14 protein-coding genes are annotated in these 14,263 nt (G+C 72.5%); 2 read left to right on the top strand and 12 right to left on the bottom strand.

Going from position 1 to position 14,263, the window contains the following annotated elements:
- Positions 1-31: 31 nt before the first annotated feature.
- Positions 32-280, top strand: coding sequence for a hypothetical protein (locus FB00_RS08600; RefSeq protein ID WP_156186344.1), 249 nt, complete (start codon positions 32-34; stop codon positions 278-280).
- A gap of 27 nt (positions 281-307) precedes the next feature.
- On the opposite strand, the gene FB00_RS08595 is transcribed toward FB00_RS08600, so the two are convergent.
- The 5 genes from FB00_RS08595 to FB00_RS08575 all read right to left on the bottom strand — a co-directional run bounded on the left by FB00_RS08595 (position 308) and on the right by FB00_RS08575 (position 6,803).
- A complete protein-coding gene (locus FB00_RS08595; RefSeq protein WP_231581781.1) occupies positions 308-880 on the bottom strand; it encodes an Ltp family lipoprotein in 573 nt (190 codons plus the stop codon).
- A 441-nt stretch (positions 881-1,321) separates the two neighbouring features.
- Entirely contained in the window at positions 1,322-2,152 is an 831-nt protein-coding gene (locus tag FB00_RS08590) for a bifunctional allantoicase/(S)-ureidoglycine aminohydrolase (protein WP_047232510.1), read from the bottom strand.
- Between the two features lie 95 nt (positions 2,153-2,247).
- Positions 2,248-3,621 carry a DUF6986 family protein gene (locus FB00_RS08585; protein WP_419865522.1) on the bottom strand — a complete coding sequence of 458 codons (1,374 nt, stop codon included), beginning with the start codon at positions 3,619-3,621 and terminating at the stop codon, positions 2,248-2,250.
- Positions 3,618-5,264 carry a malate synthase A gene (gene aceB / locus FB00_RS08580; protein ID WP_047232509.1) on the bottom strand — a complete coding sequence of 549 codons (1,647 nt, stop codon included), beginning with the start codon at positions 5,262-5,264 and terminating at the stop codon, positions 3,618-3,620. The genes FB00_RS08585 and aceB overlap by 4 nt, the downstream gene beginning before the upstream one ends.
- A gap of 42 nt (positions 5,265-5,306) precedes the next feature.
- Positions 5,307-6,803 (bottom strand): NAD-dependent malic enzyme, encoded by a 1,497-nt coding sequence (locus FB00_RS08575; RefSeq protein WP_082141148.1) that lies wholly within the window; start codon positions 6,801-6,803, stop codon positions 5,307-5,309.
- A gap of 131 nt (positions 6,804-6,934) precedes the next feature.
- Here FB00_RS08575 and FB00_RS08570 point away from each other — a divergent pair, with 131 nt between their 5' ends.
- On the top strand, positions 6,935-7,747 hold the full coding sequence (locus FB00_RS08570) for an IclR family transcriptional regulator (protein ID WP_047232508.1): 813 nt from the start codon (positions 6,935-6,937) through the stop codon (positions 7,745-7,747).
- Positions 7,748-7,838: 91 nt separating this feature from the next.
- Here the strand turns inward: FB00_RS08570 and pucL are convergent, their stop codons facing one another.
- From pucL to gatC, 7 genes are all read right to left on the bottom strand, one after another.
- Positions 7,839-8,777, bottom strand: a complete 939-nt coding sequence (gene pucL, locus FB00_RS08565) for a factor-independent urate hydroxylase (RefSeq protein ID WP_047232507.1) — start codon at positions 8,775-8,777, stop codon at positions 7,839-7,841.
- Between the two features lies 1 nt (position 8,778).
- The gene (uraH, locus tag FB00_RS08560) at positions 8,779-9,147 is read right to left on the bottom strand and encodes a hydroxyisourate hydrolase (protein ID WP_047232506.1); all 369 of its coding nucleotides are present in this window, start codon (positions 9,145-9,147) and stop codon (positions 8,779-8,781) included.
- Positions 9,144-9,641: a 2-oxo-4-hydroxy-4-carboxy-5-ureidoimidazoline decarboxylase gene (gene uraD, locus FB00_RS08555; RefSeq protein WP_047232505.1), complete on the bottom strand. Its 498-nt coding sequence runs from the start codon at positions 9,639-9,641 to the stop codon at positions 9,144-9,146. The genes uraH and uraD overlap by 4 nt, the downstream gene beginning before the upstream one ends.
- A gap of 317 nt (positions 9,642-9,958) precedes the next feature.
- On the bottom strand, positions 9,959-10,564 hold the full coding sequence (locus FB00_RS08550) for a GNAT family N-acetyltransferase (RefSeq protein ID WP_082141147.1): 606 nt from the start codon (positions 10,562-10,564) through the stop codon (positions 9,959-9,961).
- A 4-nt stretch (positions 10,565-10,568) separates the two neighbouring features.
- Complete coding sequence (gene gatB, locus FB00_RS08545) at positions 10,569-12,074, bottom strand: Asp-tRNA(Asn)/Glu-tRNA(Gln) amidotransferase subunit GatB (RefSeq protein WP_047232504.1); 1,506 nt, start codon at positions 12,072-12,074, stop codon at positions 10,569-10,571.
- Positions 12,071-13,612 (bottom strand): Asp-tRNA(Asn)/Glu-tRNA(Gln) amidotransferase subunit GatA, encoded by a 1,542-nt coding sequence (gene gatA / locus FB00_RS08540; RefSeq protein ID WP_047232503.1) that lies wholly within the window; start codon positions 13,610-13,612, stop codon positions 12,071-12,073. Before gatA ends, gatB begins: the two co-directional genes overlap by 4 nt.
- 1 nt (position 13,613) lies before the next feature.
- Positions 13,614-13,910 carry an Asp-tRNA(Asn)/Glu-tRNA(Gln) amidotransferase subunit GatC gene (gene gatC, locus FB00_RS08535; RefSeq protein WP_047232578.1) on the bottom strand — a complete coding sequence of 99 codons (297 nt, stop codon included), beginning with the start codon at positions 13,908-13,910 and terminating at the stop codon, positions 13,614-13,616.
- Positions 13,911-14,263: the final 353 nt, after the last annotated feature.

Raw genomic sequence — 14,263 nt, 5'->3', positions numbered from 1 at the left:
AGGCGGTCGCGAGACAACTCCCGTCTCGGGCGTGCGCTCTCAGATCGAGCTCGGCGACTTTCAGACGTCGTGCATCGTCGAGAGTGCCGATGGGCGAGCCGAGCTGCCACTCGGTCAGAACGTCGAGGTTCAGATCACGGTGCTCTTCGAGGAGTGGGCGGGCGCAGCCTTCATGGAGGCGCAGAACGTGAGGCTCTACGAAGGCGCAAAGCTCGTCGCTACCGGGACGTTTCTCGACGTGCAGAGTCGACGCGCAGACGGGCCCTCGGCGACGCGATGACGGCGACCGGTCGGGACCGGACCTGACTCACAGTCCCGTGGTGCTCACTCCGTACTCCGCTTGTTCCGGTGTGAACCCCTCATAGAGGAGCTGGTCGACGAGGCCGGCTCGCGAGAACGCCGTGTAGTCCAGGTAGCTCGCCGCGCTCTCGGCTGCCTCCGCGTTCCAGTCCACGCCGCCTTCGGCCTCGAGTCGAGCGATGGCGAACTCGGCGTCGGCGGTGCTGTACCCCTCGAACTCGAGCTGCCCGATAAGGCCCGAACGCGAGAACCCCGTGTACTCGAGGTAGCTCACGGCCGACCGGTAAGCGTTCTGCTGCGCGACCGACCCGATCCTCGCTGCTTCCGCTGCAGCCGCCTCGGCAGCTGCTGCGTCTTCGGCGAGTCGCTGCTCCTCCGCCAGCCGCTCCTCCTCGGCCGCCGCCGCCGCAGCGGCCTCTTCCTCGGCGAGGCGGTCAGCCTCTGCCTGCTCCTCCGCAGCGATCTCCTCGGCCGACTTCTCGTCCGAATCGGCAGCTTCCGTCGTCGTGGCAGCGACGGGCTCCTGGCCGGCGTCGTCGTTCCCGCCCACCAAAGCCGCGATGGCGACGACGAGCAGCACCAGAACGCCTGCTCCCGTCAGGAGCTTGTGCCGAGCAAACCAGGACCTCGACTTCTCCGCGCCGGCGCTCTCCTCACCCACGTCGGCCGCCGGAAGCACCCCCCGGTGATCGGGAGAGCCGGACTCGGAGTCGTCGACCCAGAACGGCCACCCCTGCGGCGCTGGACCCCATGAGGGATCAGGCGACCAGCCTGGGGGCGGTGACCACCCTGCGGGGGGCGGCGGCCAGTTGGGCGGGGAGTTGTAGCGCGGTGCCATGAACACTCCATTGGTTCACGTGATCCGTTGCCGTGCACTCACTGTGGCACCGTTGACGAGCCGGGAGCCGTTCCGGGCCGGATGATCTTCGCGCCGCGCCGGGTGAAATGTGCGAAGCAAGAGCAAAGGGCCCGGTTCCGCGTGCGGAACCGGGCCCTCGTCATGCCCTCGTCGAGTGTCGCGTCAGCGGCGGCGGTCGAGCTTGACCTGCCGGTTCACGTCCTTGTAGAGCAGGTAGCGGAACGGCTTGGGGCCGCCCGCGTAGCAGGCCTGCGGGCAGAACGCCCGGAGCCACATGAAGTCGCCCTCCTGGACCTCGACCCAGTCGCCGTTGAGGCGGTAGACCGCCTTGCCCTCGAGCACGTAGAGGCCGTGCTCCATGATGTGCGTCTCCGCGAACGGGATGGACCCGCCGGGCTGGAACGTCACGATGTTGACGTGCATGTCGTGCGCGAGGTCGTCGGGGTCGACGAACCGCGTGGTCACCCAGACGCCGTCGGTGTCCGGCATCGCGCGCGGCTCGACGTCCTGCTCCCGCGTGACGAACGACGTCGCGGTGTGTCCCGGGATCGGCTCGTACACCTTGCGGATCCACTGGAACGCGGCCTTGGCGTCCGACCGGTTGTGCAGCGCCCACCGCTCCCCCGCCGCCAGGTACGCGTACCCGCCCGGCTCGAGCACGTGCTCGACCCCGGCGAGCGTGAGCACGAGCGTGCCCTCGGTGACGAAGACGACGGACTGCACCGTCTCCTCGTCCTCGCCCTGGTCCGACCCGCCGCCGGGCGAGACCTCCATGACGTACTGCGCGAACGTCGTCGCGAAACCCTCGATCGGCCGGGCGAGCACCCACAGCCGGGTCTTCTCCCAGCCCGGCAGGTTGCTCGTGACGATGTCGCGCAGCACGCCGCGCGGGATCACCGTGTAGGCCTCGGTGACGATCGCGCGGTCGGTGAGCAGCTCGGTCTGCGCGGGCAGGCCACCCTGCGGGGTGTAGTAGGGGGTGGTCTGGGTCATGGGTTCACTCCTCGAGATGATGGCCCGGGCCGACGACGGTCGGTCGCGGCGGGCTGGACGGGGCGGGGTGGACGGGACGGTGCGGAGGGCGTCGGTCAGCCCGCGACGGGCTGCGGGGCGTGCCCCGAGACGCGGACGGCGTCGAGCCCGGCGCGGTCGAGACCGGTCGCGGCGCGGACCTCGGCCTCGGTGAGCGCGCCGCAGTCGACGCCGCGCCCGAGGAACCAGGCCATCGCCTTGGCCGTGGCGGGCTCGTCGAGCACGCCACCGGCGTCGGGCACGAACCCGACGTACGCCGCGAGGCGCGCGAGCGCCGACGCCGCGCCCTCGCGGTAGAACGCGTACGTCGCCGCGAACCGGCTCGGGAGCTGCGCGGGGTGCAGGTCCCAGCCCTGGTAGTAGCCGCGCTCGAGCGAGCGGCGCACGAGCCGCCCGTGCAGGCGCCACGCCGCGTCGACGGCCTGCGGGTCGCCGACGGGGAGCACGTTCGTCGAGCCGTCCGACAGGCGCACGCCCGTGCCCGCGACGGCGAGCTGCATGACCGACTTCGCGTGGTCGGCCGCGGGGTGCTCCATCGACTGGTACGCCGCCGCGATGCCGAGCGACGCCGAGTAGTCGTACGTGCCGTAGTGCAGCGCGGTGACCCGCCCGGGCGCCGCGTGCACGAGCCGCGCCACGGTCGCCGTGCCGTCCGCCGCGAGCAGCGCCTGCGGCGTCTCGACCTGCACCTCGAACCGCAGGCTGCCCGGCTCCAGGCCGTTCGCCTGCTCGACGCGCTCGCACGCGACCGCCATCGCCTCGACCTGCTGCGGCGCGGTGACTTTGGCGAGCGTGACGACGAAGCCGTCGGGCAGGCCCGTCTGGCCCTGGGCGGCGCGGGCCGCGACGAGCTCCGCGACGAACAGCGCGAGCGTGCGCACGCCGCGCCGGCGCGTCGCGGCCTCGAGGCACTTGATCCGGATCCCGCTGAACGGCGTCGCCGTGCCCTGCGCCTCGGCGCGAGCGAGCTCGCGCGCGGCCGCCGCGACCGCGGCGTCCTCGGCCGCGTCGCCGCGGTCGCCGAACCCGTCCTCGAAGTCGATCCGCAGGTCCTCGATCGCCTCGACGGCGAGCTTGGCGCGCACGCGCTCGGCCACGGCGTCGGCGAGGCCGTCCCCGGATCCCGCACCGATCCCGAGCAGGTCGACGAGCCGACGTACCCCCTCGGCACCGCCGCCCGCCGCGTCGACCGCCTCGCGCGCCCGGGCCGCCCACTCGGGCACGAGGCCCGCGGTGTACCGGTCACCGGGCACGTAGACGGTGTGCACAGGCTGGCGCGAGCCGTCGTCGCCCGGGTACCGCGCCTCGAGCTCCGCGTCCCACGGCGCGAGCAGACCGTCGAGCGTCGCGTGCAGCGCGGCGACGCCCTGCTCGCTGAAGGCCCGCCCCGATGTCGAGCCCGACCCCTCCGGGAACCCCGCCGGCATCAGGAGGCGTCCTGCTCGTGCGCGACGACGTCCTCGTACGCCGGGAGCGTGAGGAAGTCGACGTAGTGCTCGTTGAGCGCGATGTCCTCGACGAGCGCGGCGGCCCGGTCGTAGGGACCGACGTCGTACGCCTCGTGCCCGACGTCGTCGCGCAGCCGCGCGGTCTCCTCGCGCAGGAGCGTGCGGACCAGGTCCGCGGTGACCGTCGTGCCCGCGCTCTCGCCCGCCGTGAACGACGCGCCCGAGCGCACCCACTGCCACACCTGCGACCGCGAGATCTCCGCGGTCGCGGCGTCCTCCATGAGGTTGTGGATCGCGACCGCGCCGTTGCCCGCGAGCCACGCCGCGACGTACGCGACGGACACGTAGAGGTTGTTGCGCAGCCCGGCCTCGGTGACGTCGCCCTGCGCCGACGACACGTCGAGGAGCTGGTCGGCCGTGACGTGGACCTCGGGGCGCTGTCGGTCGAGCTGGTTGGGCCGGTCGCCGAGCACGCCGTCGAACACCTCGCGGCACACGGGCACGAGGTCCGGGTGCGCGACCCACGAGCCGTCGAACCCGTCCCCGGCCTCGCGCTGCTTGTCGGCGCGCACCTTGTCGAACGCCTGGGCCGTGACCTCGGGCTCGCGACGGTTCGGGATGACCGCGGCCATGCCGCCCATCGCGAACGCCCCACGCTTGTGGCACGTCTGGACGAGCAGCTCGGTGTACGCGCGCATGAAGGGCGCGGTCATGGTGATCGCGCCGCGGTCGGGCAGCGTGAACGACGGGCCCGAGTCGCGGAAGTACTTGATGACGGAGAACAGGTAGTCCCAGCGGCCCGCGTTGAGCCCCGACGCGTGGTCGCGGAGCTCGTAGAGGATCTCGTCCATCTCGAACGCGGCCGGGATGGTCTCGATGAGCACCGTCGCGCGGATCGTCCCGTGCGGGATCCCGAGCGCCTCCTGCGCGTGCGTGAAGACCTCGTCCCACAGGCGCGCCTCGAGGTGCGACTCCATCTTCGGCAGGTAGTAGTACGGGCCCGAGCCGCGCGCGAGGAGCTCCGCGGCGTTGTGGAAGAAGTGCAGGCCGAAGTCGACGAGAGCGCCGACGGCGGGCGTCCCGTCCACCGTCAGGTGCACCTCGTCGAAGTGCCACCCGCGCGGTCGCACGACCATGACGGCGAGCGCGTCGCCGTCGGCCTCGGGGCGCAGCGCGTACTGCTTGCCCTCCGGCGAGGTGAACGCGAGCGTGCGGCGCGTGGCGTCGTGCAGGGCGACCTGGCCCCCGACGACGTTGGCCCAGTGCGGCGTCGACGCGTCCTCGAGGTCCGCGAGCCACACCTTCGCGCCCGAGTTGAGCGCGTTGATCGCCATCTTCGGCGTCGGAGGCCCGGTGATCTCGACGCGGCGGTCCCGGAGGTCGGCGGGCGCGCCGGCGACCGTCCACTCCCCCGCGCGCACGTCGGCGGTCTCGGGCAGGAAGTCGAGACGACCGGTGCGGGCGACCTCCTCGCGCCGCGCGGCGCGAGCGGCGAGGAGCTCGTCGCGGCGTCCGCCGAACCGGCGCTGGAGCCCCGCGACGAAGTCGAGCGCGTCCGGGGTCAGGATCTCGTCGGACCGCTCGACGGCAGGTCCGTGGACGGCGACGGCCGTGGTGGTGGTCATGGTGTGTCCTTTCTGCGGGGCGGCCGGGCTGACGACGGTGCGTCAGGACCGGGACGCCGACCCGACGTGGTGGCCCGACGTGGTGCTCCCCTGAGCCTGCTCCGCCCGGCCGCGCTCCGCGACCTCGGCGACGGCGCGCGCGACGGCCTTGGAGACCGCGGGCTCGAACACGCTCGGCACGATGTAGCTCGCGCTGAGCTCCTCGGGCGCGACGGCGTCCGCGATCGCGACGGCCGCAGCGCGCAGCATCTCGTCGGTGATCTCGCTCGCGCCGACGTCGAGCAGGCCGCGGAATAGCCCCGGGAAGGCGAGCACGTTGTTGATCTGGTTCGGGTAGTCGCTGCGGCCCGTCGCGACGACGGTCGCGTGCTGCGCCGCGGCGATGGGGTCGACCTCGGGCGTCGGGTTCGCGAGCGCGAAGACGATCGCGTCGTCGGCCATCGTCGCGACGTCGTCACCCGTGAGGATGTTCGGGCCGGAGACGCCGATGAACACGTCGGCCCCGGCGAGACCCTCGCGGAGCGTGCCGGTGAAGCCCTCGGCGTTGGTCGTCTCGGCGAGGCGACGGCGGTGGTCGTCCGTGAGGTTCGCGCCCGGGTGGATCGCGCCGTGGCGGTCGAACGCGACGATGTGCCGCGCACCCTGCCCCTGAAGCAGCGAGATGATCGCGTTGCCCGCCGCGCCCACGCCGGAGACGACGATGCGCACGTCCTCGATCGTCTTGCCGACCACCCGCAGCGCGTTGGTCAGCGCCGCGAGGACGACGATCGCCGTGCCGTGCTGGTCGTCGTGGAACACGGGGATGTCGAGCTCCTCGCGCAGCCGGCGCTCGATCTCGAAGCAGCGCGGCGCCGAGATGTCCTCGAGGTTGATCCCGCCGTACACGGGGGCGATCGCCTTGACCGTGCGGATGATCTCCTCGGTGTCGGTCGTGTCGAGGCACACGGGCCAGGCGTCGACGCCCGCGAACTGCTTGAACAGCGCGGCCTTGCCCTCCATGACGGGGAGCGCGGCGGCCGGGCCGATGTCGCCCAGGCCGAGGACGGCGGTCCCGTCGGTCACGACCGCGACGGTGTTGCGCTTGACCGTCAGCCGGCGTGCGTCCTCGGGGCGCTCGGCGATGGCGAGGCACACGCGCGCCACGCCGGGCGTGTAGGCGCGGGCGAGGTCGGCGCGGTGGCGCAGCGGCACCTTGGGGTTGACCTCGAGCTTGCCGCCCAGGTGCATGAGGAACGTCGCGTCGCTCACGTGGCGCACGGTGATGCCGTCGAGCGCGCTCAGCGCGTCGCGGATGCGCTCCACGTGCGCGGCGTCGACGGTGTCCGCCGTGACGTCGACGACGAGGCGGTCCGCGCCCGACTCCGACACGTCGACACCCGTGATCGCGGCGCCGGTCGCGCTCACCGCGGCGACGAGGTCGCTCGCGGTGCGGTGCCCGCTCGGGGCCTCGACCCGCAGCGTGATGGAGTAGCTCGGGCTGGTCGCGGCGGCCTTCGCCGTCGGGGCCTGCGTCTCCGGGGCCTTCGTCTCGGACGTCATGTTCGTTCCTTCTTCTCGTATGCTGAGGCGTGTCTTCCGTGATGCGGAAGGGAGCGCGGGACGGTCCCGCACTGCTCTGACGAGGTACGCACCCTGCGTCGGGCGGCACCAGGTGGACAGGAGATCGTGAGATGGCCGAGATCTCGGCGGCGACGGAGCCGACGGAGAGCCAGCCGGGCGCACGGCCCGCGAAGCCCGCCGGGGGCGTGCAGTCCGTGGACCGGGCGATCGAGCTGCTCGAGCTGCTCGCCGACTTCGGCGGCGAGTCCGGGCTCAGCGAGCTCGCGCAGCACGCCGGGCTGCCCCTGCCGACGATCCACCGGCTGCTCCGGACGCTGCTCGCCCAGGGCTACGTGCGCCAGACGCCGTCGCGTCGCTACACGCTCGGCCCGCGCCTCATCCGGCTCGGCGAGTCGGCGGGCCGCCAGCTCGGCGCCGGCGCCCGCCCCTACCTCGAGCAGCTCGCCCGCGACCTCGGCGAGTCGGCGAACCTCGCGATGATCGACCGCGACATGGCGGTCTACGTCGCCCAGGCGTCGTCGAGCCACTCCATGCGGATGTTCACCGAGGTGGGCCGGCGCGTCTTCACCCACTGCACGGGCGTCGGCAAGGCCGTGCTCGCCCAGCTCCCCGACCAGACCGTGCGGGAGATCATGGGCCGGGTCGGCATGCCGCCCGCGACCGACCAGTCGATCACCGACGTCGACGCGCTCCTCGCCGAGCTCGCGGCGACGCGCGAGCGCGGGTACGCGATCGACGACGGCGAGCAGGAGCTCGGCGTGCGCTGCTTCGCCGTCGCGGTGCCCGACGCCCCGACCCCCACCGCCCTGTCCGTCTCGGGCCCCGCGGCCCGCGTGACGTACGAGTTCGGGGAGCGGGCCGTGCCGGTGCTGCACCGCGTCGCGAGCGAGCTCACGCGCGAGCTCATCACCGCCGCGCCCTGAGGCGGCGCCGGGGTGCGACGGTGCGGGCGCGCCCTGCCGTACCGCGGGTGCTCCGCGGTCGGGCAGGGCGCGTCCGTCCGTCACGGTCGGCTCAGCAGAACCCGGTGACGGTCGCCCAGGCGCGCGGCTCGGCCGGCTCGCCCTCGCGCTGGACCGTGGCCTCGATGAGGCCGTACGGGCGGTCTGCCGCGTAGAAGACCTCGTTCGGGTTGTCGAGGCCGAACGGCGCGAGGTCCACGAGGAAGTGGTGCTTGTTCGGCATCGAGAACTTGATCTCGGCGATCTCCGGGATGGCCTCGAGGACCGCCTTGCCCATCGCGAACAGCGTCTGCTGGAGCGCGAGCGAGTGGGTCGTCGCGAACGCCTCGAGCTGGATCGCGCGGACCTTCGCGTACACGGCGTCGAAGTCGACGTCCGTCGTCGTGTAGCGCCACCGCGAGGTGACCGACGTCGCGAGGATGCGGTCGTTCGTCTCCACGAGCGTCGTGTAGCGGTCGCGCGGGAACCCGTGGAACTCCGAGCCCGTCGACTTGAGCACGACGAGGTCCGTGAGGCCCGAGACGACGAAGACCTCGTCGCCGTCGCGCTGGACGACCGTCGTGCGCGTCTCCTGGTTGTTCCGGACGAACGCGTGGTCGTGCTCGCCGTCCGCGGTCTCGATGCGGTTCCAGGTGTACTGCTCGATCTCCCAGCGACCACCCTCGATCCACTCGAAGTCCTCGACGAAGTGCTGGCCGAGGCGGATCGCGAAGTCCTCGATCGCGCCGACGCCGTCGCGGGCGAACGCGTAGATCGTGTTCTTCTGGGTGTCGGTGGCGACGCACCTGGAGTTGTCGCCCTCCAGGTGCGTGGCCTCCTGCCCGCCCCGCAGCTGCGAGGAGACGTTGAGATCCGTGATCTCGTGGCGAGGCGTGGCGCGGTCGACGCGCACGAGGCGCACCTCCGCCTTGCCCCACTGGTTGTCGCCCAGGACGATGGCCCCGCTGCTCTGCGTGGCCGCCGGCTGCTCGGCGGTCGTGGTGGTGCTCATGTCAGCTCCCTCGATAGGTCGAGTAGGCGAACGGGCTGAGCAGGACGGGGACGTGGTAGTGCTGCTCAGCGCTCGCCACCCGGAAGACGATGACGACCTCCGGGTAGAAGGACACGGTGTCTCGCCGGTCGAAGTACTCGGCCGTGTCGAACACGAGCCGGTACGTACCGGGGACGAGGGTCTCGGGCCCGAGCTGGGGCACGCGGCCGTCGTCGTTCGTGCGGGAGGACGCCACCAGGGACCAGCCCTGCCCCGTCGTCCTGTCCGCGATCTCCGGAGCCGCCTCCAGGCGGACGGCGATCCCCTCGGCGGGCCTACCGCTGGCCGCGTCGAGTACGTGCGTGGTGATGTGGCTGGCGTGGGTGCTCATGGGGTCAGCATTCCCTTCAGCCGCAGCGCGGCGATCTCGCGCAGGTTGCGGGCGGCGTTCGCCCGCTCGGAGTCGGCGTCGTTGCCGAGCCGCTCGGTGAGCTGCTCGAGGATCTCCTCGGCGCTGCGGCCGGCGGCGCGGATGAGGAACACGTGCCCGAACCGCTCCTCGTACGCGCGGTTGCCCTCGGTCAGCCGGCGCTGGATGTCGTCGTCGGACGTGTCGACGCCGGACTGCTCGGACCGCGACATGCTCGCGTCCGCCGCGTCGCCCTGTGCGCGCTCCCCGATCCGGGGGTGCCGGGACAGCGCCGAGTCGACCTCGGCGTCCGTCCAGGGGTCCGCCGCGGCGAGGGCGGCGTCGGCCGCGTCCTCGACGCTCGCGTACGGGCGGCCGGCGGCGACCGCGTCGGCCCACCGCCCGACGTGCGCGCACGCCAGGAGCGCATCGCGCGCCTCCTCCGGTGACAACCGGTTGAACTCGTCCAGCGTCATCGCCGCGTGTCCCTCTCGACGTCCGGCCCGGTCGGCGTGTGCGACACCGCCCGGACCTGGATTCCACATCTCGGAAGTTTGTTTCCGTCTTATGAATGTACGTCGGATCGCTCGGTCATGTCAACCACGGTCTCCCGCTGCGGGCACCACCGCACGTCACGAGCCCGAGCGCCACGGGACCCGGGCGCTCCCGCAGCACGCCGCAAGGACCGCACGCCCGCGAGAACCGCACGCCTCGGGGACGGCGAAGGGCCCGGCAGCCGATGCTGCCGGGCCCTCCCGTCTCGTCCGTGCGCGCGAAAGCGTCGTCCGACGGCTCAGGGTGCGCCGAGGCCCGCCCTGAACTCGTCCTCGAGGATGCTCATGACCGTCGCGTCCGCCCACCCGTCGCCGTCGCGGTAGACGTCGCGCAGCCGGCCCTCCTCACGGAAGCCGAGGGACTCGTAGAGCATCCGCGCCCGCGGGTTGATGCTCAGCACGTCGAGGCTCACGCGGTGCAGGTGCGGCCCCTCGTGGTGCTCCCCCTCGACGTCGGTCGCGCCCTCGAACGCGAACCGCAGCACCTCGAAGATCGCCTCACGACCGTAGCCGCGGCCCCGATAGTTCGGGAGCAGCGCGAGGCGGAGGTTCGCCGAACGGGCGTCCTCGTCGAGGTCGTTGAGCACGATCTCGCCGATCATCTCGTCGCTCACCAGCTGGCCGTCGCGCACGGCGCCCGCGGTGATCGCCCAGTCGTAACGACCCTCGCGGTCGCTGATCTTCGCCGACCACTCGTCGATCTGGTCGCGCGTGAACGTCGCGGTCGTCCCCGTGAGCCGGTTCGACTCCGGGTCCTGGAGCGACTCCCACATGCGGTCGGCGTCCCGCGCCTCGATCGGGCGCAGGCGCACCATCTCCCCGAGCAGGACCGGTCCGCGCGTCACGGCGTCAGCCGATCCGCTCGAGGATGAGCTCGCGCACCCGACCGGCGTCCGCCTGACCGCGCGTCGCCTTCATGACGGCGCCGATGATCGCGCCGACCGGACCGAGGTTGCCGCCCCGGACCTTCTCGACGACGTCCGGCTGCGCGGCCAGCGCCTCGTCGATCGCGGCGAGCAGCGCGCCGTCGTCGGACACGACCTCGAGCCCCCGGGCGGTCACGACCGCCTCCGGGTCCCCCTCGCCGGCGAGCACGCCGTCGAGGACCTGGCGCGCGAGCTTGTCGTTGATCCGGCCCGCGTCGACCAGCCCCTGGAGCGCCGCGACCTGGGCGGGCGTCACGGGCAGCTCCTCGAGCGCGACCTCGTCCTGCTTCGCGCGACGGGCGAGCTCGCCCATCCACCACTTGCGCGCGCCGGCCGGGCTCGTCCCTGCGGCGACGGTCGCCTCGATGAGGTCGATCGCGCCCGCGTTGACGACGTCGCGCATCTCCGCGTCCGCGTAGCCCCACTCGCCCTGAAGGCGACGGCGGCGCGCGACCGGGAGCTCCGGGAGCCCGGCACGGATCTCCTCGATCCACTCGCGCGGCGGCGCGATCGGCACGAGGTCCGGCTCCGGGAAGTACCGGTAGTCCTCGGCGTCGGACTTCACGCGCCCGGAGGTCGTGATGCCGGTGTCCTCGTGCCAGTGCCGCGTCTCCTGGATCACGGTGCCGCCCGCGTCGAGCACGGCGGCCTGGCGCGAGACCTCGTACCGGACGGCCCGCTCGACGGAGCGGAAGGAGTTGACGTTCTTCGTCTCCGTCCGGGTGCCGAGCGGCGACTCGGGCGTCGGACGCAGGGAGAGGTTCACGTCGGCGCGGACGTTGCCGCGCTCCATGCGGGCCTCGGACACGTCGAGCGCACGGAAGATGTCACGCAGCGTCTGGACGTAGGCACGCGCGACCTCGGGGGCGCGGTCGCCCGCGCCCGTGATCGGCCGCGTGACGATCTCCACCAGCGGGATGCCGGCCCGGTTGTAGTCGACGAGCGAGTACTCCGCGCCGTGGATGCGGCCGGTCGCGCCACCCACGTGGGTGTTCTTGCCGGCGTCCTCCTCCATGTGCGCGCGCTCGATCTCGACGCGGAACACGGTGCCGTCCTCGAGCTCGACGTCGAGCCACCCGTCGTACGCGATGGGCTCGTCGTACTGCGACGTCTGGAAGTTCTTCGGGACGTCCGGGTAGAAGTAGTTCTTGCGCGCGAACCGGCAGGTCTCGGCGATCTGGCAGTTGAGCGCGAGGCCGATGCGGATCGCGTACTCGACGGCCTTGCCGTTGACGACCGGCAGCGCGCCCGGGAGCCCGAGGGACACCGGGGTCACCTGGGTGTTGGGCTCCGCGCCGAAGCTCACCTCGGCGGGGCAGAACATCTTGGTCAGCGTGCCGAGCTCGACGTGCACCTCGATCCCGATGACGGGGTCGTAGCGGCGCATGGCGTCGGCGTAGTCGACGAGGTCGACGGTCGTGGCGGTCATCCGACCTGGCCTTCCTTCTCGATGGTGGCCGTGGGCAGCGCCGGCGCGCGGTCGAGCAGAGGGCCGCCCCACGCGCTCAGGAGCGCGGACTCGAGCGCGGCGCCCACCCGGTACATGCGATCGTCGGCCTTGGCCGGCGCGAGGATCTGGAACCCGACGGGCAGGCCGTCGTCCGACAGGCCCGCCGGGACCGACATGCCGGGGACGCCCGCGAGGTTCGCGGGGATCGTCGCGACGTCGTTGAGGTACATCGCCAGCGGGTCGTCGAGCTTCTCGCCGAACCGGAACGCCGTGGTCGGCGCCGTCGGGGAGACGAGGACGTCCGCGTGCTCGAAGGCCGCGGCGAAGTCGCGCTGGATGAGCGTGCGGACCTTCTGCGCGCTCCCGTAGTAAGCGTCGTAGTAGCCCGCCGACAGCGCGTACGTGCCGAGGATGATGCGGCGCTTCACCTCGTCGCCGAAGCCCGCGCCGCGGGTCGCGGCCATGACGCGCTCGGCGGTCACCGGGCCCTCCTCCGGCTCGACGCGCAGGCCGAAGCGCATGCCGTCGAACTTCGCGAGGTTGCTCGACGCCTCCGACGGCATGATGAGGTAGTACGCGCCGAGCGCGTACTCGAAGTGCGGGCAGGAGACCTCGACGATCTCCGCGCCCAGACCGCGCAGGAGGTCGAGCGACTGCGCGAACCGCGCGCTGACGCCCTCCTGGTAGCCCTCGCCGTTGAGCTCCTTGACGACGCCGACGCGCACGCCCGACAGGTCGCCCGTGGCGCCCTGGACCGCCGCGTCGACGAGCGCCGGCGCGCGGCCGGGGATCGACGTCGAGTCGCGCGGGTCGTAGCCCCCGATGAGCTCGTGCAGCAACGCGGAGTCGAGCACGGTCCGGGTGACAGGACCCGCCTGGTCGAGCGACGACGCCATCGCGATGAGGCCGTAGCGCGAGACCCCGCCGTAGGTGGGCTTCACGCCGACGGTGCCGGTGACGGCACCGGGCTGGCGGATCGAGCCGCCCGTGTCCGTACCGATCGCGAGCGGCGCCTCGAACGCGGCCACCGCGGCGGCCGAACCGCCACCCGACCCGCCCGGGATGCGGTCGAGGTCCCACGGGTTGCGCGTGTTGCCGAACGCCGAGTGCTCGGTCGACGAGCCCATCGCGAACTCGTCCATGTTCGTCTTGCCGAGGATCGGCAGCCCCGCGGCGCGGATCTTCTCGACGAGCGTGGCGTCGTAGGGCGGGATCCAGCCCTCGAGGATCTTGGAGCCGGCGGTCGTCGGCATGCCCCGGGTCACGACGACGTCCTTGACGGCGATCGGGACACCTGCCAGCGGGTGCAGCTCCTCGCCCGCGACGCGTCGCTCGTCGACCGAGCGCGCGGTCGCCAGCGCCTCCTCGGCATTCACGTGGAGGAACGCGTTCACGGCGCCGTCGACGGCGACGATCCGGTCGAGGTGCGCCTGGGTCGCGTCGACGCTCGAGAAGTCACGTGCGGTCAGCCCCTCCGCCAGCTCCGCGGCGGACAGTCGGGTCAGGTCCTCGCTCATCTCACTCCTCCCCGAGGATCTGCGGGACGGCGAAGCGCCCGTCCTCGGCCGACGGCGCCGCGGCGAGCACGTCCTCGACCGGCAGCGGCGGCTCGGGGATGTCGTCCCGGAAGACGTTGGTCATCGGGAGCGGGTGGCTCGTCGCAGGGACATCGGGCGTCGCGACCTCGCTGACCTTGGCGATGGCGTCGACGATCACGTCGAGCTCGCCGGAGAGCCGGTCCAGCTCCTCGGGTCGCAGATCGATGCGGGCCAGCGCGGCGACGCGCGCGACCTCGTCACGGGAGATGGTGGACATGGTCGCCATTCTAGTGGGGACCGACGCCGTGCCCACCGCGCCGCCGGCCCTCCCACCACGCGGGTGTGACCAGACCGTGCCGCCGACGAGAGAGCCCCCGCCGCACGGGTAGAACCGTGGGCGCGGGAGGTAGAACTGTGGTCGCACGGGGTAGAACCGTGGTTCGACAAGGTGGACGCGGTCGGGTTTCAAGCCCGCGGGGTCGGGTCCGCGGCGCGGGTGGCCTCGGTGCTCGGGGCTGCGGCGCCGTCACCCGGGTCCCTCGGCCGTGGGTTCTAGGAGCGCCGCTCTGACGCCCCTTCGCATCCGAGCCCACCCCCACCGCTCAGCCATCGGCGCACGTCGCAGCAGTG

It is taken from the genome of Cellulosimicrobium funkei (genome assembly GCF_001019615.1).
GTDB lineage: Bacteria > Actinomycetota > Actinomycetes > Actinomycetales > Cellulomonadaceae > Cellulosimicrobium > Cellulosimicrobium cellulans_E.
The sequence above is the reverse complement of the archived record's forward strand: the minus strand, read 5'-3'. Positions and strand labels throughout refer to the sequence as shown.

Excerpts from the sequence above, each read along its gene's own strand:
- FB00_RS08590 (WP_047232510.1), bottom strand. The coding sequence starts at position 2,152 with ATGACCCAGACCACCCCCTACTACACCCCGCAGGGTGGCCTGCCCGCG.
- aceB (WP_047232509.1), bottom strand. The coding sequence starts at position 5,264 with ATGACCACCACCACGGCCGTCGCCGTCCACGGACCTGCCGTCGAGCGG.
- FB00_RS08575 (WP_082141148.1), bottom strand. The coding sequence starts at position 6,803 with ATGACGTCCGAGACGAAGGCCCCGGAGACGCAGGCCCCGACGGCGAAG.
- FB00_RS08570 (WP_047232508.1), top strand. The coding sequence starts at position 6,935 with ATGGCCGAGATCTCGGCGGCGACGGAGCCGACGGAGAGCCAGCCGGGC.
- pucL (WP_047232507.1), bottom strand. The coding sequence starts at position 8,777 with ATGAGCACCACCACGACCGCCGAGCAGCCGGCGGCCACGCAGAGCAGC.
- uraH (WP_047232506.1), bottom strand. The coding sequence starts at position 9,147 with ATGAGCACCCACGCCAGCCACATCACCACGCACGTACTCGACGCGGCC.
- uraD (WP_047232505.1), bottom strand. The coding sequence starts at position 9,641 with ATGACGCTGGACGAGTTCAACCGGTTGTCACCGGAGGAGGCGCGCGAT.
- gatB (WP_047232504.1), bottom strand. The coding sequence starts at position 12,074 with ATGACCGCCACGACCGTCGACCTCGTCGACTACGCCGACGCCATGCGC.
- gatA (WP_047232503.1), bottom strand. The coding sequence starts at position 13,612 with ATGAGCGAGGACCTGACCCGACTGTCCGCCGCGGAGCTGGCGGAGGGG.
- gatC (WP_047232578.1), bottom strand. The coding sequence starts at position 13,910 with ATGTCCACCATCTCCCGTGACGAGGTCGCGCGCGTCGCCGCGCTGGCC.